Below are 23,912 nucleotides of genomic sequence, written 5' to 3'. Positions count from 1 at the left end.
CGAAACGTTTTTGTAAGGTCATTTTATCTTTGTTTGGGGTTACAAAAATAGCAAAAGGCAGAGGATTTATCCTCGCCTTTATGCTTATTATGTACGCTCGGCATGAGCATTATCTAACGGGTGGAAGTCCCGAGTAAGCCCTAATAGCGGGAATTACATAGCCAAGAGCAAGGGTGTTCATCGTGAGATGAAATCTGAAGGAAGCTGGCGGCAAACATCTGACCTAACGAACAGAAACTTCATATAAGGCATATAACCATGGATAAGATTGCATAACAAATCAAAGTCCTATAGCTATTCGGAATGGTTGGTGGAGTTTCCTTGAGCTTAGCGAAAAAATGAAGTAGGTATAAGATGGAAAGATAATGTTCTTATCCGAGGAGGTCTCACGGACGTTTCAAATAGTTGTTTTTACGAAAGAAGCGGAGTAAAGCTTGCCGTGAGAAGTCAGCAGACGCCATAGTAGTGGAGTACTCGATAGCGCTCCATGAAGGGCTGAACCTATATATTAAACGATAGTAATTGAAATATTGCTGTCCGGTAAAACTCAAAAGAGCATAAATATCCTCCCCGAAGCCCAGTAAAATTGGACTTCGGGGTTTATTTTTTCAAAAGTAAGCCCCCTCTTAATCGAAAAGACTTGGTTCTGGCGGTACTTTTTGCATCTCCTTTGCAAGGAAATCATTCCAAGTTTTTTCGGGATTTTCCATGAATGCGATAAAATCAACGTAGTACATAAGCATAAGCCGTACCATGGTAACAACTTGCGAAAATGCACAATGCCTCTTGATGCTTCTTGACAGGACTGTTATCAGCAAATTCGCAATCAAGACTACCCATGTCTGTATTTGTATGGCATTGACGCTGTCCCCATAGAAGAAATGAAGCGGGAAGTTCTGTTTAAGCTGTTTGTACAACGACTCGATAGCCCATCTTAGGCGGTAGATTTCAGCAATGTCCTCAACAGTAAAGTCAAAGTTGTTGGTCAATAGTACAACAGGTCTCTTTGTCTCGTAAAATATCTCCACCCTTCGTGCCTCGTGGGTGAGCTCTCCTCTTGTAAAAAGCACTTTCTGATCAATATGCGTTACGAGGCCCTCTGCATTGACATACGTAACGGATTCAAGTACCTCATACTTAAGGTTTTTCTTCATTTTTGTCACGTAGCAAACGCCTTCTTCTGTAAGACGTTGGAATTGTGCTATGTCGACATAACCACGATCCATTGCCAAAGTGGAGTCTTTTGGCAGATGCACCTCTTTTAGCAGGTAATGGTCGTGTTTAGCGGCGGATGTGAGCTGCACCACCATCGGCACGCCGACATGATACTTCATAACCGTATGCACTTTCATGCCACCTTTCTTCTTGCCTGATTTCGGATGCCGCCCAACCCCTTTGAGTATGTTGTCGAAGAGCGTTATTGTGGTGGAATCCATCATGTAAAGCAGCTTCTCCCAGTCTTTAGGCTCGTGCGTCTGCCCCTTATAACTCTTGGCAGGGCGGCTGTCCGCTAAAAACTTGGCATACTTCTCCAGTAGATATGCATAGACACTTGCAAAGAACTCCTGAGGACGGCGTATATTGGCTTCTGCAAGCGTACTGCGACGAACTAGATAGTTCGTTCCGAGGTGTGCGAGCTTGTGAGCCTCCGCCTTCATGCCTATCTCAAGTTCGCGCAGAGAATCAAAGTGTTTGAGGATGCCGAACAACATTACGACAAGATGTTGGTAACCGTCAAAACGCTTCACATAAGCCTCGCTTCCTTTCGTTTCGCGGCTTATTTGAAGAATTTTCTCCTTGTCGAGTAACTTTAATACTTGACTATAGACCGGCTGTCCGGTAAAATGACTATCTTTGCTCATGGTTATGTTTTATTTTAGTAAAAACAAAGATAACCAAAAGGGCTGACACCTCGTGAGAAGTGTCAGCCCTAAATTATTTTGTTTAATAAAGTTTTACCGGACAGCAATATAATTGAAACATACCTTATGAAGGCAAGAATGCAGAAAACATTATCCCAAGTTAATGGCTGTCCCCAAAGAGATAGGTCGGAAACCAAATGGTATGGGGGAGTGCAGACCTTCATGTGGATGTGCGAAGACAACATCGTGGAAGTACCATTTGACAAGGGACACCTCCTCGAGCAAATCCTTAGCCCTGCAAATCTCAACCGAGCCTACAAGGCTGTGATGAGAAACAAGGGATGTGGTGGTATCGACAAGATGTCATGTGAGCAGCTGCATCCATGGCTCTTAACCAATAAGGATGTGCTCATCTGTTCCTTGCTGGACGGCTCTTACCGTCCGAACCCAGTCAAGAGGGTAGAAATACCCAAAGACAACGGCAAGATGCGCCTTTTGGGAATACCTACAGTGGTAGACCGCTTGGTGCAACAAGCCATCAACCAAGTACTGACTCCCATCTATGAGAACCAATTCTCCACGACGAGCTACGGCTTCCGACCGAGAAGAGGATGCCATGACGCACTACGAGGAGCGCAAAGGATAATCAACGAAGGCTACATATATGTAGTAGACCTTGACCTTGAACGCTTCTTCGATACCGTGAGCCATAGCAAACTCATAGAAATCCTCGGTCGTACGATAAAAGACGGCAGAGTGGTCAGTCTTATACACAAATATCTCCGAAGTGGTGTAATGAACAAAGGCTTGTTTGAAGCGAGCGAGGAAGGAACTCCCCAAGGCGGACCGCTAAGTCCATTGTTGAGTAACATCATGCTCAATGAATTGGACAAAGAACTTGAACGCAGAGGGCTTCCCTTTGTACGTTATGCCGACGACTCGATGATATTCTGCAAGTCCAAAAGGGCTGCAATGCGAGTAAAGGAGAGTATAACCCGATTTATAGAGAAAACTCTATATCTCAAAGTCAACAAGGAAAAGACCGTAGTGTCGTATGTGCGCGGAGTGAAATACCTCGGCTACTCCTTTTATGTAATGAACGGCAAATGCCAACTCACGGTACACCCAAAGTCCAAAGCCAAGATGAAGTCAAGGCTAAAAGAACTGACAAGTCGCAGCAACGGATGGGGATATGCCAAGAGAAAGCAAAAGCTGAAAGAATACATAAGAGGTTGGGTAGGTTACTATCACCTTGCCAATATGAAACGTCTCTTACTTGACACAGATGAATGGTTAAGACGTAGAATTCGCATGTGTATATGGAAGGCTTGGAAGAAACCCAAGACAAAAGTGGCAAACCTCATCAAATGCGGTATCAATCAATACAAAGCATACGAATGGGGTAATACTCGCAAGGGTTATTGGCGAATAGCTGATAGTCCTATTTTAACAAGGGCGATAGATAACAATAAACTACGCTCAGCAGGTTATGCCACTTTAATGGGGTCGTATCTCGAATGGCACCCAAAATAGGAACCGCCGTATGCGGAACCGCATGTACGGTGGTGTGAGAGGTCGGTGAACACGAAAGTAGGAGATAAGCACCTATGATTAGTGTTTACCTCCTACTCGATTACTGACATTAATATCAACAGAAACTGTGTTTATTTACAGAGTCCACATTTTGAATTAGCAAGAAGTGCTTTTCCCACTGATCTACCATGCTACTCGAGTTAAACGTCCTTCTACTGGAGGTTCACCATACAGTCCTCTCTGAGAATTAATTTGGTTTTGTAATTGCAATCTTTCTTCCTCTGTCAACAACTTTCCATATTGGTTATAAACATTTTTATCTAGTTCCGTATAGTTGTCCTTGCGAGCAATATATGGAAGATAATGAGAGTTCAAAAATAGCTTATCTTGTGTTGACAGAGTATAGTTAATCGCTATATCAAGCCCAGTCTTAGTTGTTATTGTATTGGAACCGTTCTTTGAAAAGTCCTTAGATGAAGCTAATGTGATGGACGAGGTATCAAAGTTTCCCATAGTAGTATAATTACTTTTTATCTTGTCGAACGCAGACTTACAATTATCTTTTACATTCTCGAGATAAATCTTGACATAATTATCACGATCTGGCCTCTGTTGTTCGTTAAACATACCTGCAGCATTGCAGAAAGCGTGCAAGAAAAAGCGTTTAATCTCATTTGCATCTGCATTTTCAAGCCATGTAGGTACATTGATATATTGTTCACCGCCAACGAGACCATAACTTCCACTACCTTCTCTTCCTGCATCCATACGAACCGCTATGTTTGGTAGTTTTATATGGTATGGCTCAAAAAACTCTTGATCCTCAATAGAATTATAGAAACGCACATTTGTTTGCTCCTCTATTTCATCAATAGCAAGAATTGCACCGTCCTTTATCTTCATCGGCAGCTTTAGCATTTTTACCCTGAGCATGGTCCAATATTGCGCAGGATAAGAGCCCCATATCCCCATAGCTCTTGTTGACGCTGAGATACGGGGGTCGTCAAACACTCCCCAACATGCAGAGATACTAGGAGCAATGATGGATGACCAAGCATCCTTCTGAGGAATCTCTCCATAGGGAGAACCTGTACTCGCCAATAATACTTGCTGTTCTTGACTTAGAGTAGCTACATAAGCTACGTGTTCAACACTTTGAGATTCAACAGTGGGCGTTGCTTCCTCGTTTGAACACGAAGTAATCATTACTCCAGACAATGCTGTCATAATAATGATGATGGCAACATTGATTCGATTGTTTGTACGCATAGTTTTAAATTTATTTATTGTTGTTCATTTGCTCTACATTATGAAGAGCATTATTATACAGTTCAGACGAAATACCCAAAATCTCAGCATCATCTTTTGTAAGGTCAAGATAATATCGACCATTTGCAAAACGAACAAGATTATTCAGCATATTCCCTTTATCTATTTGACTCCGATATATGCTAATACTATCAAGCGGAGATAATCTACTGTCAATGGAAACACCTCTGTCACTGACATTAGGGTAAATATCATCATAACAAGATGTGAAGGAAATTGTCATCATTACCGCCAATAAAAAGAAAATAGATTTTTTCATTGCAATGTTATATTATGAGAGGTTAGAACATCTGAGAAATGAGCCTTCACTGTGTATGAAATTGACAATTTTCCTTGTGAATCAAGATATATATTGCCTTCGAGCTTGTTAGATTGCCTATCATATCTATCAAAGGTCACGTAGCCATCAATTGACGTTGTAAGTAGGTAATATTTACTATAATCAAAAAAAGCAGCAATTCCATTTATTCTTTCTCCGCTATTATTGACCTGACCCAAGAAATGCATGAGATGATAGTCGGTTGTTCTGTCTTCATCGTATTTCTCGTTTTTGGTTAAGAGGTATTCCTTATTTAGTACAGGAAAGTTTTCATTTTGGGGAATAATGAAGGCTCCTACTAATAAAACTTTATTGGTATCATTCCTCAAAGCAAATTGAAATGCAAAGATACTATCATTGACCACTCCCAACCTGTTAGAATTCGGCATAAGAGTGAGTGTGGGTTGGACAGGTAGAAATGCGTCCTGCAAGGAAAAATAATCTCTATAGTTGTCACCATTGATATTAGCTTGACAATAGACAGTCAATGCCCCATCTTTGTCTTGTTTACAACTTGCAAAAATGCTTAATGACAAGACTGCGAATATAATTTTAATCGTAGACATATTCAATGCTTATTTTAATGAAACTGTTACTGGGATAAATTGTATAAACTTGTCTTCGGGATTTAGCAACGCTATTGTATAAAGGCAACTTTTCCCTATTGGAGTATTACTTGTTATAAAATTCATTTCCTCTTGTGGCAGAATGTCTTTAATAGACATTTCTCCACGGGAAACTGGTATTGTATAAGTACTACTAAAGGGACTGTAAACAGTTGCTTTTGTAGAAGTCCATATGGCACTTTGATATTGATCTGGTAACGAAGCATCTCGAGTTAAGTAGATTTTTCCATATTTATAAGAATATGGTGTCCCATCATCTTTATACAGTTTTTGTGCTTTATCCATTAACAATCTATTATTAGAAGCATAAAACACATCCTTAGCTTCACACTTGATATTTTGAATAGGAGACTCATTACCGTTAAGGTCAACGACTTTAAGGTAGACTACGGCATTCTTACCATCTAATGGTACAAACACCGAAGGACTGTTGGTGTCTATCCAATATATATTTTGATTAGGAAACTTTACGCCCCATCTAAATGTTAATATCTCGTTTATTTTATCAATATCATTCTTGTATAATTCACCAAATGATTTTGCTTCTACCAAAAAGCCATTTGGTTCGTGACTTGAAGAGAGAATATAATTTGGCATTCCAACATAGACAGCTTTACTATAAGTGATGCCATTATATCTACATGAAATATAAAAAACGCCATTCTTCAATACAGTCAAGACACCATTCTGATCAATGGTTCCTATAGAGGGGTCTGTAACAGACCATGAAACACCATCAGATATGCCTTTTAGCATGTATTTGGCACCACTATAACCGAATGAGGGACCATCAATGACTTGCGTAATCTGTGACAATATCCAATTTTGAGCTTCTTTTGAGAAAACCATATGCTGTTTGGATGCTTCATTTGACTCCATGAACACATTGCCACCAAAAGCACTTTCTGAAGGACTGGGCATTTTCATAAAAGACTGGGTAGAAGTCGGATTTCTATGAGCCAATGCACTAGATGCAGGAATGAATGGAATTTTTCCAGATACACCATAAGCAGCATAAGCATAGCCTATATAAGGCACAAAGCCACCAACATTGTCACCCTTACTAGTAGAGAGGTAGTTTACAACAGAAGAAGGATATGTATCATACAAAAAATTACTATTATAGTATCCTTCGTATTTGAATACACTTTTCGTAATAGGTATAGTCCACAGGAAATCTTTTTCAAAAGATATTTTTATATTATTAACCCTTTGACCCACAGATGTTCCAGGTAGACATTCAAAAGTTAAATCGGCTGATGTTCTGCCAGGAAGTGCTGTTATTAATCCTAAGATTATATCTTCAAAACTAACGCCTAATGCAATCCCTGTAATAGGTGAAAATGCATCAACCCATGAAAAAGATCCTACATCGCCATTTGCGCTAATATAGCTTTTGGGCACATAGGCTGTGTTATAATCACTATTTGAAATACCAAGCATTTGGAATTGTTTCCCTCTGTCTCCATTTGGGAACCCAAGCTTATCTAATTCCTCCTGCCATTGAATGTGCAAGGAGTTGTTTAGATGTCCTGCAGCATCTATACTATTACAGAGCATCTGTTGAGCTGCTGTAGAAAAAGCCATTTTTTCTCCTAAACTCAACATATCGGAAACATCTACAAACTTGTTTATGAGTTTGTCAATAAGTTTTTTGTCATGTAAAAATTTCCTTATACCATAAAAACCATGTAAAAGTCCCATTGGGACATTTGCACCTAAATGTGGAGAATCATAGCTTACATATGTTCCAACATTGTGTTTCTCACTTTTATTCTCCATGGTTTTAAGTGCATATCTGGCTACTAATCCACCCATACTATGACCTACTAAAAGAGTAGGACTACTATTCTCATCAGACATATTATTTATTGTCTCAATTACCTTGATTAAAGTATAGGCATTTGCTTGGATATATTGTTCTGGGGTATTCCAATCTACATAAATAAAGTCGTAATCGTTATTCTTAACGAAATCATTCCAATCTTTATAGTATGCAGAAACGTATGAAAGACGATTTACCGTATTATTCCTTAACCGCGGGTCAAATCCCTCGACAAAAATAAAAGGCTTAGATATTTTTCCATTCCATCTTTTAGATGGAATTATAGTTACGTCTGCCTTTGTTGAAATTCCTCTATAAGCATCGCCCATTATAGAAAGTTGCATTGGTTGCGTGTATAGTGAAGCTCTAGTTTTGTTCAGATTATTGTCAACAATTACATCCAACCAGGTTGTACTTATACTTGCGTTTCCATCGGAAGCGATAATTTTGATTCTTATTTTATGACGTCCATTTTGTAATTTGGCATTAGCACTAGAATTATACACATCAATAAAACCTTTACCATAATCTACTTCAACTCTTCTAATGCCTGTATTTGTAAGAGCCAAATCTTTGTGATAGTAAAAGGTTATATTATTTGTGTTGCATACATTTTGTAGAATACTTCCTGCGGTTACATTCTTTACCTGAAAAGCTTTGGGATTATTACATTTTACAATTCCATTTGTATAAGTTATACTCCCATCCTTTAAAGCATTAGCTTTTATTTGGGCATAATCATAAGACAATGCACAGATGTTAATCCGCCCATCTTGAGAAGATTTGATTCTATTTTTGTATATTTTATCATACGTTTCAAAGGGATTTCCATATAAGTATGCCGACCTCAATGTTTCTACCAACCCCACATAAGTTTTCAAATCGCACTCTTGTTCAACGTTCTTACCATTAGTGGGACTGAATTTTGACAAACTTTCATACTCTTCTGCATAGTCCAATAAAAAACCCGTCGGTACAATCTTCCTATCGAGCTTACCAAACATCTGATCCAATTGCACTCTAAGGTCAGAGGGATTGCCTTTATTTACAAGACTTTGAGCCCACAAGATAGGAATGTTTAAGAGAATTAGGTAAATGAATGCACAAAAACGAACCCTGATAAGCTTTCGCTCATCATTCAATGACAAATGCTTGTTTACGTGTTTCATATAAAAGTTAACTTTGTGGTTTCTAGTATGTACAAACTTAGTATTTCAAATTGAACCTGCAAACTTTTTGTTGTATATTTATTAATATTTAACGATTCGTATGGCTATTGCTGAATAGTTACATATGGAAATGACAGGAAGAACAAGTGAAGAGAAAGTTGATATGGTATGAAATGTAAGAAACCAACAAAAATAAATGTCTGATTTTCATTGGATGGCACTGTCATATTTATTACCTTTGAAGCTGTAATACAAGGTTCTTTGAAACATTGCAGAATAAAGAAAGGGAAAGAAACTCGCTCGTTTCCAAGTCGTAACCCTTTTACCCTTTATTCATTCTTATTTTATTGGTTATCTGAAAGATACAAATTTATTGAATCTTTTGCGGGCGTAGTCTGTTGCAATCAGCATCTTTGCCTTTTCCTCACTCTCACTCAGTGGTGCACGTCCCAAGAGTGTGGCATTGCCCGTCTTGGCGAACTCCATCAGTTTGCCGATAAATACCTCTTGTTCGGGCGTAGGTGGTATGTTGTGCAGTATCTCGTTTTTCTCGGGACGGTCGATACCGATGTCCTTTGCCGTGCGGAAGTCACAAATCTCCGCATAAAAGTAATAGGAGCGAATGTAATCGGCTGATTACAAAAGGAAAACATAATATAGAATAATAAAAGGTGAACGATTTGGAAACGAGCGTGTTTCTTTTCCTCTCTTTATTCTGCAATGCCTCAAAGACCACTTATCTAACGTTGCAAAGGTAGTCTTTATTTTCGATGAAAACAAGAGAAATCCACACTTTCATCAGTCCGTTTCATTTTTCCGCACTTGAATTGCCGTTTTATGCCCAAAGCCCATCTCATCGTGAATTTGCTGTTAAAAACTTCCTTTTTATTGTCTTCATCATCCTTTTGCGTGTTAAAAATAAATTTTTTCTGTGCAATTCCTTGCAAATTAAAGAAGAATAACCTATATTTGCGCTTAGGAAAAAACAACTTAAACGTTCATGCTTATGAAGACAACGTTGATTTTACCAATTTCAGCCCCCTTGACATAAAGAACGCCACTTTCGGCAGTCAAGGGAGATATGCAGGACTCTACGAAAAGGCTTTGCATTAATCAATTTTCGCACACACGATACAATCCATCCCACTTTTATTTTACGGATTTTCTCTCTTTACCGTTTTTATTGCGGGTATCTTATCAGACTGAAAAAGAACATAGACAGTATTAACTTATGGGACGACATTTACACGAAACAGCATTTCTAATAGTTACAGCCTTATTCATTCCCGTGCAGTCCCGTGCGCAGTCACCCGGTCAGGTCAGCGGTGCGGAGGCATGGCTGAAGACTGTCCCCCTGACAACAGACTTGCAGGGGTACTATCATTGGCGCGACTTCTCGGGCGACTCCGTGAGAACCAACTTCTACGATGCCAAGGGCGCAGCCTACGGTGGTGAGTTCACGCAGCGGCACACATGGATACGGACTTTCAACTTCAACCCCGCCCTGAACTTCTCCGAGGGGAATCAGCCGAAGGAGAGTCTACTGAAATACTCCAACCTCGCGCAGATGACCGTCATCGGGGTGTTTGCCCCGACGACTACCGCCTATAACAAGGACGAGGTGCTATATGCCGTCAGCGGACGCAAGGGTGCGGGAAGCCTCGTGAGCAGGGACAAGGCGGTCGGGCAGCAGGGCATAGAACCGCTCGACTACGGAAGCACGGCCGGCGAGGACCTTCTTTATTCGGGGAGCGAGAGGCAGACCGCAGAGGTATTCAAGTCCACGAGTCCCCGCATCGTCTCATACATCAGGGCATACGCCCCCGTGCATTCCGTGTGGGGAGAAGGCAGACGTGCGACCATCACCACGGGAACATACAGGGACGGAGACGTCAATTTCTCGACAGCCTTTGACAAGTCCCTGTTCGGGGGCGGTGCGCTCAATGGCTACACGCCCGAGCTCATCGCATACGGCAGGACGCTCACGCCGCTGGAGCGCAGGCAGGTGGAGACCTATCTCGCCATCAGATACGGCATCACGCTCAACGGCTCATACTATACGGGGACTGGCAACCTTTCATGGGACAGGGACGAAAGCGCCGCCTACCACCACAGGGTGACGGGCATCGGGCGTGACGATGCGGGCGACCTCTTCCAGCCTCTCTCCACGACGAGCTACGAGGAAGCACCAAGATACTCTACTGAAAAGACATACGACAGCTTCAGAGACGCAGACCCATACGGCCTGCCGACGAGCCAACGCCTTCTCGTCATGGGACGCGAGGATGGCTCTCCCATGCCCGACGGCGGCTTTATGATATGGGGCGACGACAATGCCGCCACGACCACCGTCGAGACGGAAGGAAAAACACCGTGGCACGTCATGAACCGCAGGTGGCTCGTCAGGACGAACATCGACTCCACCGAGTACAGGAAGGACATCTGGACGCAGAACGGCATCACCGTCACCTCCGACGGTTTTATGGATGCAGTGTCGCAGAATGAGCCCAAGGAGGGCGCATACATCGTCAGTTCCCCGCTCGACACGGGAAACGGTACGATGGAGTACACCAACCCGAGACTCCATCCCGCCTACAACGTGGGCTTCACCGAGGCATCGGGCACGAAGTGCGCATACGGCTTCAACGTCAGCGCACGGGGTGAGATCCGAATCGTAGAGGACGGAACAATACAGAATCGTGTCTTAACAGGCAATACGGGCGGAAAGAGTTTCATCGTACGCAGAAAAGGAAACAGCGTAACCTTACTCATCGACGGCAGGGGCAGCAAGGAGTTGCAGATAACCATACCCGTTGAAAGCACGGCAAGGGCAGCCTGCATGATTTTCGAGACGACAGGCGGCGAGACTGCATTAAATATCCCAAGACTGCGCAGAAATGGATTCGGAGACAGCGGCAACATGGTCGAGCTCGGATACGGAGTCCTCGCCAAAGGCAACAAGTTCGCAGGTGCGGACTACCGCAACGTCTTCATGCTCATAGACAGAAACGCAGGCGACAAGACCGACATACATGAAAACATCATCATCAGATGCTCGCGCAAGGACGCGAGCCGTGAAAAACTCATCTTCGACAACATCTTCATGGACACCGACGGCAGTGGATTCGACACGTTCACCTTCGCCAGCTTCGACGGCATACTGGCACGGCTGACACCGCACGATGCGAGCTGCACGGGCGGAAAGCCGCGAAAGGACGGCAGCCTTGACATCAGCATGGTGGTCGGCCTGCCGAGTTTTTCATACAGCCTGCTGGCGGACTCCGTGGAGAATATGGAGAAAGGTGCCGTAGCTTCACGGGGAAACTTCACCACGAAGACATACACGGTGAAGAACCTGCTCCCGGGAAACTACAGTCTGCTCATTAAGCAGAACGCGGGCATCGACATCACGGCGGAGAGCACGGGAGGCGTCGAGTATGCCCATGCGGTCGGTCGCCGAAAGCAGGGAGAGGTCACATGGACTATTCCCTCGCTCACCTCCGACTACAGGGCGGGACTCTGCACCACGCTCGGACTGGGAAAGAACATCCTCCACGGCTTCGACGTGAAGAATGCCACGGCACAAGTCGTGGTCGAGGGTAAGCCCATGGGTGCTGCCGTCACCCTGAATGGAGGTGACGCACTCGGCATCATCTTCACCCCCGACACGGTAAGCTATACGGTAAACGGCATCGTCGTCCACCGTGCGGCCAAGAAAGCCGGTCTCGGCTGGCTCTTCGGCATGGGCTTCAACAAGGGACTCTCGACCATCGACGGGCTGAGCATCGACGGTGGAGACTTCGCCCTGACGAGCGTTTCGAGGGGCGTGGCCTACGAGACGAGGAAGGCTGTCGAGGACAGCATGGCGGTAATTATCGGCAGCGAGTGCAGCCCGAACGTGCCCAAGGCACAGGCAAGGTCGGCAGAAAACACCTCCTCCATCGAGAGGCAAGCCCATTCTGCCCTCACCGTGACAAGGAAGGATGGGACCGGTATGGCGTTCAGTGCCGAGCTGAGACTTGCCAAGGAGACCGATACCGAACTGCTCGTCTATGATACATCGGGAAGGCTGCTGAGCCGGACGGACATGGCGGGAGGCACCATAAAGCGTGCCGACTTCACCGTACCGCAGACGGGCGTGTACGTCGTTAAAGCGCTCACCTTAGAAGAGGAATTCACAAAGAAGATAATGGCAACCTACTAAACCCCAACGGCTATGAAGACAAAGCATTACCTCATATCGGCGGCATTACTGACAGCCATCACCGCAGCCATCGCTGCGACGCATATATACAAGGGACAGGACAGTGCACGTGAAAACAACGGCACGAGTATATCACAATCCATGGCAGCACAGACCGAGACATTCACGAAGAACGTCCATAACGCAGAAAAAGCTACGCAGGGAATATCACGGACGGCAAGGAAGGAAGATAAGTCAAAGACGACAGCAGCAACTTCTTCCGTTATGGCGACCACCTACACGGCAGATCATGCCTCGGGCATCATAGGACAGCCCGACGGACGGGTTTCGGACAACCCCGAGGACAACATCTTCGAGATAACAGTCGAGAAAGTCTCTCCAAATATGCGCGCATGGCTGGTCTATGACCTCAAGGGCGTAAGTTCTGGTCAGGGCATCAGCAGGAGCATCAACGATCGCACGGCTGTCGGCGGCTACCTTACGGTTCTTTCCAAGGACTGGAAGACCGTCAGGGAGGAAATAAGCCCCGAGTGGCTGAAGGACGGCAGGAACACCGTCCTCTTCACCATTCCGACGGATGCTTCCTACGCCTATTCGGTCAGGAACGTACATATCGAAACCGTAGCGGATGCTAAGACAAAGACTAATACCAATAAGCAGGAAGAAATAATCCTTTCCTCCGCCCCCATAGCCTATGACGGTCAGACCTACCTCTACGGCTTCGTACGAGGGAAGGCAAGCCGTATCTCAGTGAACGGCACAACCATCACCGTCCATGACGGAGAATTCGAGGGCATCGTGCCATCGACGGGCAGACAGCTCAAGCTCACGGCAGTCATTGATGGCAGGAACATCAGTAGGAAAATAACACCCATACAAGGAGGCAGGGCGGACTATGCCCGTGCCCTCGTGTCCGTCGGTGGAAAGGCGGAGAAGCAGTTCCTCGCACACAGGGCGGACAGCATCGCCATCGGCGGCAACGTCCTTTCCGTGAAGGCTGCGGACATCGCAAGGGATGGCAGATACTCCATCACGGCACTCCGCGAGACGGACATTCCTGCCCTTGACTACGGCATGACCAACGTCACCGCCAAGGGAGACGGCTACCGCTTTCTGCCCCACGGCAACCACTTCGAGGGCAAGGGTGCAACGGTGAAGATAAAATACGACCGCACGCGAATCCCGAGCGGTTTTACAGAAGACGACATCAATACCTATTACTTCGACCAAGACACCAGGCACTGGGTGGCTTTGGAACGTGTGAGGGTGGATAAGGCTACAGCCTGCGTGGTATCGAAAACGACGCACTTCACCGATATGATCAATGGTGTAATCAAGGCACCGGAATCTCCACAGACCGACGGATTTACGCCGACGATGATGAATGACATCAAGGCGGCAGACCCAACGACAAAAATCAATCTCATCACTCCTCCTACGGCTAACAACCGAGGTTCTGCCAATCTACAGTATGGCTTCGAGATGCCCCCTGCCCGCAATGGCATGGCTCCATCTTTGGGCATACAGTATAGTAGTGAAGGCGGTAGTGGATGGCTTGGAGAGGGTTGGAATCTCTCTGTTCCTTCTATTACGTTGGATACTCGCTGGGGTGTCCCAAGATACGATACAAGTAAAGAAACCGAGACCTATTTGATGTCGGGCTCTATGCTTTCCACGATGGGTGACGATGGCAAGATGGGTGTGGCTCACCGTGGTGAGAAGATGAACCGAAAAGCGGACAGACAGTTCTACACTCGGCAGGGAGGAGACTTCAGCCGTATTATCCGAAAGGGTAATTCTCCTGCCGACTATACTTGGGAAGTAACCGACAAACAAGGAATCAAATATATTTATGGTGGAGAAGGTGCCGTTCTCAAAGGTACCATCACCGATGCAAGCGGTCAAAGCCGTGAAGTGATTACCGAATGGAAGCTCAAACATGTGGAAGAAACACACGGTGATTATATCGAATACGTCTATGAGACAGCCGACGAACCTGTTCGTGGTGGACTTGTGGCAAAAGCCATTTATCTTAAGGAAGTACGTGCCGGAAATAGCGGACAAGCACCCCACACAGTGGTGCTTTTCGAGGGCAGCAAAATCAAACGACTCAAAAACAACAATGCAAGATATGGTTTCCTAACCTCATCGAATCGTTTGTTAGAGAAGCTAACGGTGCACTTCCAAGGAAGTACGCTCCGCAGTTATGCCTTTACCTATAGCGAGGGTGCGTTCAACAAAGATGTGCTTACGGGTGTAAAGCAACTCGACGACAAAGGTGCAGAAGTGTCTTATCAGAATTTTGACTATTATGATGATGTACAGGCTGCTAAGGGGTATGTGCCTTTTAAGGAAAAACAGGAAACATGGAATACGCACGATGACGGCCTTGACGCAGGATTTATAAGTCCTCTCAAAGAAGTTGGTGGCATATTCAGCGACAAACCTACTGCCTTAGGAGGAACAACAAGCCTTTCTTATGGTGGTTCTTTCTATGCTGGAGCAGGAGTTGATGATCAAAGTTCTTCAACAAGTGGCACTATTGGTGGTTCTTTTAATTACTCTCATGATAATTCTAAGGGATTATTGACTTTTGCAGACCTTAACGGAGATGGATTACCCGACAAGATATATCAGGATGGAGGTTCTGTGTACTATCGTCCGCAAATATGCACAGACGAAAAGAAAATAACCTATGGAGAACCTATCAAAGTTATTGGTATCTCTAAATTTTCTGCTTCATCCAGTAATACTTTCTCTGGAGGACCTGCCATCAAGGCTGGGTGGCAGTATATCATGGCTACTGTTGCTACAAGTACTTCTCGCACGACTACCAAAACCTCTGTATATTTCAGCGATGTTAATGGTGATGGGCTTGTAGATATAGTTTCTAGTGGTAAGGTTTATTTTAATCATATAGAAATTGACGAACAAGGTCATGCTATTCCTCATTTTACGCTTAGCAGTGCCGATACACCAAGCCCTATCATCTATGATGCCAAGAAAATAGATAAAACTATTGGGGAGGTTGATCCTGCCGAGCAAGCAGAACTGATTAAATCCTCTCCGATGGAAGATATGGTACGTGTATGGCAGGCACCTAAAGATGGAATCATCAGCATCTCGGGTACAGTTAGTTTGATTACTCCAACAGGCGAATACGATACCGATGAGTATGCTCATGCTGATGGTGTGCGCGTAGCCATTCAGAAAGGTCGTACGGAACTCTGGAACAAGAAAATTACCAAAGGAGATGCAACGGCTTATAATGCAACGGCACAGAATATCACTGTCAAGAAAGGCGACCGCATTTATTTCCGTGTCCAGTCTGGTACGGAGGAAACAAGCAACGGTGCCTTTGACAACGTGAAATGGGCGCCTGTCATTACCTATACAGGTGCGGCAGAAACACTCCCCGGCGGATTATCTACCACTGTTTATCAACCTCAGGAGGGTGCTGTTTATGATGCCAATACACTAACCAATGTGGCAGAGAGCACTTCTTTGAACCTGTCAGGTAAGTTCACCAAACCCGTCACAACAGATGACGTTACGCTCAGAATTGTCGCATCTAATGAGTTAAAAGACAGCTTGGGTAATAATAATCCGAATTATAAAAAAAGAGAAATCTATACCCGTACCTTAGTATGGAATGAAGCGTTTGACGGAGAAATTAAACAGACGATTCCTAATCCGGATGGCTTGACAAATCTAAACTTTGAAATCAGTTCTTCTTCTAATGTGGACTGGTCGAAAATAAAGTGGACCCCACAAATAGAGACCATAGGCAAGGATGGAAGCAGGCAGCGTACGACAGGGGCAACCCATTATGTTCTCTTTGCTGACATGGTTAGTGAAGGTAAACCTGTAGTACTTGCTTCCAATGTTTCAACCCTGACTGTTACTCCGAGCATCACGATGCTGCCTCCGATGGTAAACGGAACAGTGACAATGACCGTCAAGACTGTGGACAAATTGCTGGGTAAGAAGATTTATACTTTCAGTGGTGGCAGTCTTTCAGGAGATCCTCTGATAATCACCGGTGTCAGTGCAGGCAAGATATGGATAGATTACTTCTATTCAGGTAACATCTCAGGTCAGACAGTAACTTCTGCAGCTACTGTCAGTGGCATAGGAACAGCACAGGCAGGCTTCTATGCCCAGACAGAGAACAAAGGCTTCGGCACAATGTATCGTGGTTGGGGTGGTTTTGTTTATAATGCTTCCGAAGGTAGGTATAGCAAACCTATTGATGAATCACTGCTGAAGCTCCCCGATAGCAAGGATGCCAAGATGGATCCTTTGACAATGGCATTTGTACCAATAGGAACAGACCAAAGTTCATTTGACAGATGGATAGGACAACGAGCAGAATTGTACCTTACAGCTAAAGAGGCTGGGGCTTCAAGACTAACTGAACAAAATGTAATATTAACTAACCCATTCGAACATATTGATGATATAGCAGGAGTTTCCGGTACGTGTCTACAAGGAACCGGTGCTGTAGCTATAACACAGGAAATGGTTGCAACAAGTGATGTCAATCAGACAGGCATTGCTTTTACATACAATGATGCAAGTGGTAAGAGTGTAACTCGCTCCACCATGATGGATTTCAATGGGGATGGTTTCCCGGATATTTTTCAAAAGGGAGTCATACAATATACAAATTCGCAAGGAGGTATCAGTGGAGAAAAGTATAGTGGAATTGGAACCATCGGCAGCGAGAACAAGTCTGAAGGATGGGCATTGGGAAGCGACCCTATTATTTCGATAAGTTCTACGATTGCTCATATTGCAAAAGGAAAGGATCATTCCAGCAACCAAGGCTCCAGCAACAAGGCAAAAGCTCGTATGTCTGGATCTGTCAGTATTCCTCCCTCTAACAAGGATTGGAGCACAGAAACATTCATGGATGTGAATGGAGACGGTCTACCTGATAAAATTATTAAGGGAAATAAAGTTCGACTTAATTTAGGGTACAACTTCACAGAACCGATTGATTGGGGAATTGATCGAATACAAGGAGGTAAGGGAATTACTTATAACGCCAATATAGGTGGTAGCTTCAATAAGGGGTCATCAAGCTTCGCCGGGGGATATAATGTTGTAACCTCTAAAAATGGAGAAGAATATAATCTCTCTGATGTAAATTCTGACGGATTGCCAGATAAGGTATGGCGCAATGGCAAGACTATTATGGTGGCACTTAATATCGGTAATGGCTTTATGGATGCCATTCAGTGGAAAGGGCTTTCTTCTCTTAGCGAATCAGCCTCAACTTCAGAGGGAGCTGAAGTTGCATTTACTGTCAATTTTACCCCAAAGTTAATTCCTGTCAAAATTTCCATAAATCCAGTTGTTTCTGTCAGTCATAGTATAAATCGTAACAACTATGCTTTGCAAGACGTAGACGGCGACGGCTACCTCGATATTGTGGAATCCGATAAGGAAAGTGAACTGAAAGTAACCCGCTCTGCCATCGGCAGAACGAACATGCTCAAGAGCGTGACCAACTCCCTTGGCGGAACCTTTACACTGGACTACGAACACAGCACGCCTACCTACGGCCTGCCCGGTGGTAAATGGGTGATGTCTTCCGTGACCGTTGATGATGGTATCCACGACGACGGACCACTCATGAAGACACTCTTCACTTATTCCAATGGTCAGAAAGACCGCCACGAACGTGAATTCCTCGGCTTTGGTAAGGTCGTAACCAAGAATATCGACACCGAACAGGGAGAGTCCGCAGTCTATCGTCAGGCTGTGCAACTCTACGATGTGTCCACCTACTATGCACAGGGCAATCAGCTTGGAGTATCTGTAGAGGATGCCAAAGGCAACAAGTACACCGAGACACGTAATGAGTACGACGGCTACTACCTCACTGCCAATGGCGACAAGTACACTTTCACCAAGCAGACCAAGCTCTGTAGCGACCGCGCTTCTGCCTTTGTACCGCTACGCTATACCGCCAATAAGCAGTATGAGGGACAGGCAACTGGCATCACCACATCAGAGGCTTGGAATGAGTATTACCTCACAGGGCATCATGGTGAATTGAAGTCCTACAAGTTCAGTGATAAGGGTAAGTTGGGTGCTGACGGTTCGGGTAAGTTCGACTACCAAACCGCAATACAATATGCTCACAATGATAACAAACATATCTTCGGGCTACCTACCAACGTAACCGTAACGGGCGGTGATGGTAAGATTTATCATCAAGTTTCTGCGACTTACGATTTGAACTATGCCGACCATATTACGCAGATTAAACAACAACTCGGAAGCAGCGAAGCCGTCTCTGACTATACTTATGATGCTTACGGCAACATCATCAAGACCACGCTTCCTGCTAACAGCAAGGGACAGCGCATGTGGTATACCTACCGCTATGAGCCGGTGATGAATATGTATGTGGAGCGTGTAGACGATGCATTTGGCTACCGTAGCGAGGCTGCCAACTTCGACTACCGCTATGGCATGGCACTCCGCCGTATGGATCTCAACCACTTCTATTATGAAACGGATATAGACAACCTCGGACGTGTGAAAGCTGTGCGTGGGCCTAATGAGTTGGCTACAGGTGTGCCTTACATCATTGCCTTTGACTATCAGCCTAAAGCTACTTTCGGCACCAATGGCATCACTGCACCTGCGTACGCAGTGACCAAACATTACGACATACAGCACCCAAGCGATGATATGGAGACCGTAACCTTCGTGGATGGCTTCGGGCGTCCCGTTCAGGTGAAGAAAGATGGTGTGGTAACGACAGCTGCCAAGGGTAGTGCTCCGAAAGACGAGACCGTGATGATTGTCAGCGGACGCAATGTCTATGATGCTTTCGGTTGTGTGGCTAAGGCTTACTACCCTGTAACCGAAGCAGTGGGCAGCAAGACAACTTTCAACAAGGCTTTTGACAACGTGTCGCCAACCGTAACGGTTTATGACGTGCTTGACCGTGCCATGAAAGTAACACTTCCAGACAATGCTGAGACCAAGACGGAATACTCTACGGACGCAGGTAGCAATGCACTCGTAACGACTGTAACTGATGCGTTGGGTAATCGTCAGGCAACCTATACCGATGGTAGTGGCAAGACCGTGAAGACCGAGCAACTCAGCGGACCTGATGGTATCATTACCACTTCTTTCGAGTATGACGGAATCGACCGATTGGTTAAGGTAACAGATACAGAAGGTAACGTAACGACATCCGTCTATGATATGGGCGATCGTCGTACAGAGGTAAATCACCCTGCAAGCGGTATCACCACCTTTACCTACGATGCCTTGGGTAATGTGCTCACCAAGCAAACAGCCAACCTCAAAAAAGAGGGTAAGACCATCAATTACGAGTACGATTACGGTCGTCTGACAGCGATTAACTATCCCGACCATCCGGAAAACAACGTGAAGTACCATTACGGTGGTATCAACTCTTCTTACAACCGTATCGGCAGATTGATGCTTCGCGAGGACGGTAGTGGTGCCATCGAATATTACTATGGCAAGATGGGCGAAGTTGTCAAGACCCGCCGAACGATGATTGTGCCCAATCAGGCAATCGCCACCTACGTCACGCAGTGGAAGTACGACAGCCACAACCGACTGCTGGAGATGGTCTATCCCGACGAGGAGAAGGTCACCTACGACTACAACCTCGGCGGACAGCTCACTCACGTGCGCGGCTACAAGTCCTATGGTTATGATTATGTGAACAAGATTGGCTACGACAAGTTCGAGCAGCGCAACTACCTGAAGTACTGCAACGGGGCGGAGACGTTCTACACCTACGACCCACAGCGTCGCCGACTTCAGAACCTTGTGGTCAATGCCAAGGCAGGCACCATCATGGACAATGCCTACAGCTATGACGCAATGAGCAACGTACTTTCGGTTGCCAACAACGCGCCACTGCCACAGGGTGGCAAGGCGGGCGGTCAGATGAGCCATACCTACGGCTACGATGCACTGTATCGCCTGACGAGCGCAGGCGGAACATACAAGGGTGCGGACAACAAGTCGGCTACCTATACCCTTGCCATGGGGTATGACAACATGCACCGCATTACGAGCAAGAAGCAACACCTCTCGCAGAGCGGTGTTCAGTTCGATGGTACGCTCAACGCGGGCTACGACCTGACCTACACCTATCAGAAGGGAGACGGTCATAAGTTCCAGTTGGACAACGTCCGTGACATGAATTACCGCACGGAGGAGACTCCGACAGACAGCACGACCATCAATAACGGCCATAAATATGAGTACGATGCCAACGGCAACCTTGTCTATATCAATACCTCCCGTGTAAAGCGTGACGGTAAGGAAGACGAGAAGGCCAGTGAGCAGAAGTTCAAGTGGGATGAAGAGAACAGACTCCTCGCGGTCCACGAGAACGGCTTTGTGAGCAACTACTGGTATGATGCCGACGGGGAACGCACGGTGAAGACTAGTGGCGAGAACGAGGCCATCTATGTGAACTCCGAGTTCTCTGGCGGTAACACAGGTACGGCACGCTTCTCACTCTATGTCAGCCCATACTTGGTAGCGGGACAGGGTGGCAAGTACACCAAGCACATCTACATCGGTAGCCAGCGCATCGTCTCTAAGTTAGGTGATTTGGCATCTTACGGTGCCGATCCACGTCGCATTCCTTATGCAGGCAATGAGGCTGATGGTCTGAAAGTTGATTATAAGTCAAAATATGGTCAGCAGTTGCAGGCAATCAAGGATAATTATCGTACCTTTGACATCGCCTACAACGGTCAGGACAACGACGACTATGTGAACGGCAAGGGCTTCTGCTGCGACGACAATACTCCGGAGGCTGCACAGGCAAGGGCAATGGCACGCACAAGGGCTGCAAACGGCAACTTTAAGCCCAACGACGACTACGAGAAGATGCAGTTCTACTACCATCCTGATCATTTGGGTAGCAGTAGCTATATCACCAACCTTGATGGCGAAGTATCGCAACACATCGAGTATGTGCCATTTGGAGAAGTGTTCATCGAGGAGCGCAACAACACTTGGAACACGCCTTATCTCTTCAACGCCAAAGAGTTTGATGAGGAGACGGGGATGTATTACTATGGTGCGAGGTACTATGAGCCGAGGTTGAGCCTGTGGATGAGTACGGATCTATTGGAAGAGAAGAATTATGGAAATTCAAGTTATGCGTATACCTATAATCCAATTACTTTTATTGATCCTATTGGCACAGACACAATAAATATATCCTATGTTAATAAAAAATGGAAGATAGATGCACCCATAATAGCTGATGGAAATGACGTCTTTAATGTCGCAAATGGAGATAAAAAAGAAACCTATGAATTTTCACAAGGAGAGCATGGGAAGCGAGTGAATTTGTTAAACTTGGAAATAGGTGAAACAAAAGACAGTTATACACTAGGAGTGTATCATATATCTGGAGAAGCAGATAATGGCACAGGGTTCTATGTTGCTCCAGGAGGAGAGCCAAGTACAAAGAACGGAAGTGGTCGAAGGATTCCTGATGGAACATATCCAATAATTAATCCGACGGCTGGATCACAATGGATAAAACCTGGAGTTGGAGGAAACGTAAGTAATCGAGGAATCAGATTCCACTATGGAGGAACAAATCCAAGATCTTGGACAGAAGGATGCTTTGTTTTATCCTCTGGGTATTCTGTTAATGGAAATACGATCCATTATAATGCTGATGAATCAAAAACGGCATCAAGAAACTTTGACAATGCTTTGGGAGCCATAGGACATTTTTCATATCGACCTAAAAGTAGGTCCTATAATAGAGAAGGAGCAACTTTTAATGCTCCAATTAAACATACCCTAATTCTTAAATCAAGGAAAAAGTAATAATGTTATGTAAGTCTCTGTGTTATTGAAGATTTTCAATAACACAGACCTTTAATTAACTTTTGACACACTCTAAAAATGAAGAAGTCCTTATCTTTGATGTTGTATGTATTTATGTGCAGTTGTTGTCTTGGCTCTTCGAGAGTCTCATTGAATTATAAAAATGATGAATCAACAGACGCACTAGAAGTAAAGTCTCCAATCTGTAGTCCTCTAAATTCTGAAGATAATGAACTAACAGATTCTATAACAACTAATTTTTCTCAGAGCAATGTAACATATTATGGTATCCGGATTTGGCCCCAAGACGAAGAATACTACCAGAAAAGTGTAGAAAACAGGTTGTTTCTTGTGTTAGGGATTAATGATACGTTGGTAGTTATATCCGATAACCCAATATTTTTTGGGGCGAATATATTATCAATAAGATCAAAAAGTAGAGCAAGGACGGTATATTCAAGGTACAATCTTAATTTTGACAATGATCTTCCAATAAGATTTTATGCCACATCTTCATCAGATACTCTTATTTATGAAAAAATACCAATAAAATCTGCTCCGTATCAATTGTCCAAGGGTATATTGAAGACAAATAGGTTAATTGGTCTCCCCATATATGTGGGTATGCCTATCAAAGTGCTAAATAGAAAAGTGGGGATAGAGGGAATAATCCCACTTGAAACCTTAACAGAGTATAAGGTAATGTGCGTCATACATCCAGAAGCGGTTCGCTCTCTTTGGGTAGATAAACAATATATCCAATCATTGAAGCAGTTAAGTCACTGTGATATAACAATGATCATATTAAAATTAAAAGATAACAAGATTGATACCATTGAGTTTACCAATTTTGGGAAATATAAAATGACGGATGGAATGAGCGTAACATCATATTTAAAATTTAGATAATGCGGTAATGGCCAAAAGACGTAAAGAAATTCCAGTAAGCGAAAGAACTGTTATTTTGAAAGGATTACGAAAATGAAAAAACATTACCCGTTGGCGGAATTAAATATTGAATAAGATGGGTAATGCTTCAAATCGGGAGTTGTTGAAATAATCATCTGATTATCAATTTGATTATAAAATAGGCGTAAAGGTAGGGAAAATTCTCTGCCTTTTGCTATTTTTGTAACCCAAAACAAAGGAAAAATGAGCTTACAAGAATGCTTCGG

10 protein-coding genes and 1 pseudogene are annotated in these 23,912 nt (G+C 44.5%); 4 read left to right on the top strand and 7 right to left on the bottom strand.

Features of this window, described 5'->3' with window-relative positions:
• Positions 1 to 626 precede the first annotated feature (626 nt).
• Entirely contained in the window at positions 627 to 1,862 is a 1,236-nt protein-coding gene (locus tag BN35_RS08685; RefSeq protein ID WP_044071398.1) for an IS4 family transposase, read from the bottom strand.
• Between the two features lie 126 nt (positions 1,863 to 1,988).
• On the opposite strand from BN35_RS08685, the gene ltrA reads away from it, so the two are divergent.
• Entirely contained in the window at positions 1,989 to 3,395 is a 1,407-nt protein-coding gene (gene ltrA, locus BN35_RS08680; protein WP_004348467.1) for a group II intron reverse transcriptase/maturase, read from the top strand.
• Positions 3,396 to 3,578: 183 nt separating this feature from the next.
• On the opposite strand, the gene BN35_RS08675 is transcribed toward ltrA, so the two are convergent.
• The 5 genes and pseudogenes from BN35_RS08675 to BN35_RS14350 all read right to left on the bottom strand — a co-directional run.
• The gene (locus BN35_RS08675; RefSeq protein ID WP_004348468.1) at positions 3,579 to 4,664 is read right to left on the bottom strand and encodes a M12 family metallopeptidase; all 1,086 of its coding nucleotides are present in this window, start codon (positions 4,662 to 4,664) and stop codon (positions 3,579 to 3,581) included.
• Between the two features lie 10 nt (positions 4,665 to 4,674).
• Complete coding sequence (locus BN35_RS08670) at positions 4,675 to 4,983, bottom strand: hypothetical protein (RefSeq protein WP_007173257.1); 309 nt, start codon at positions 4,981 to 4,983, stop codon at positions 4,675 to 4,677.
• Positions 4,980 to 5,609 (bottom strand): hypothetical protein, encoded by a 630-nt coding sequence (locus tag BN35_RS08665; protein WP_004348469.1) that lies wholly within the window; start codon positions 5,607 to 5,609, stop codon positions 4,980 to 4,982. Before BN35_RS08665 ends, BN35_RS08670 begins: the two co-directional genes overlap by 4 nt.
• A gap of 9 nt (positions 5,610 to 5,618) precedes the next feature.
• Entirely contained in the window at positions 5,619 to 8,663 is a 3,045-nt protein-coding gene (locus tag BN35_RS08660) for an esterase/lipase family protein (protein WP_004348470.1), read from the bottom strand.
• Positions 8,664 to 9,014: 351 nt separating this feature from the next.
• Positions 9,015 to 9,272, bottom strand: a pseudogene (locus BN35_RS14350) (helicase); the annotation flags it as partial.
• 622 nt (positions 9,273 to 9,894) lie between these two features.
• On the opposite strand from BN35_RS14350, the gene BN35_RS08645 reads away from it, so the two are divergent.
• From BN35_RS08645 to BN35_RS08635, 3 genes are all read left to right on the top strand, one after another.
• Positions 9,895 to 12,867 (top strand): hypothetical protein, encoded by a 2,973-nt coding sequence (locus tag BN35_RS08645; RefSeq protein WP_025072783.1) that lies wholly within the window; start codon positions 9,895 to 9,897, stop codon positions 12,865 to 12,867.
• 12 nt (positions 12,868 to 12,879) lie between these two features.
• On the top strand, positions 12,880 to 22,737 hold the full coding sequence (locus BN35_RS08640) for a toxin TcdB middle/N-terminal domain-containing protein (RefSeq protein ID WP_257009515.1): 9,858 nt from the start codon (positions 12,880 to 12,882) through the stop codon (positions 22,735 to 22,737).
• Positions 22,738 to 22,815: 78 nt separating this feature from the next.
• Positions 22,816 to 23,646: a hypothetical protein gene (locus tag BN35_RS08635; RefSeq protein ID WP_028901222.1), complete on the top strand. Its 831-nt coding sequence runs from the start codon at positions 22,816 to 22,818 to the stop codon at positions 23,644 to 23,646.
• 83 nt (positions 23,647 to 23,729) lie between these two features.
• Here BN35_RS08635 and BN35_RS13935 read toward each other — a convergent pair.
• Positions 23,730 to 23,912: hypothetical protein (locus tag BN35_RS13935; protein ID WP_218916340.1), on the bottom strand; the 183-nt coding region annotated here is incomplete at its 5' end.

Source organism: Hoylesella timonensis 4401737 = DSM 22865 = JCM 15640, from assembly GCF_000455445.1.
GTDB lineage: Bacteria > Bacteroidota > Bacteroidia > Bacteroidales > Bacteroidaceae > Prevotella > Prevotella timonensis.
This window is presented reverse-complemented; position numbering and strand designations above follow the sequence as displayed.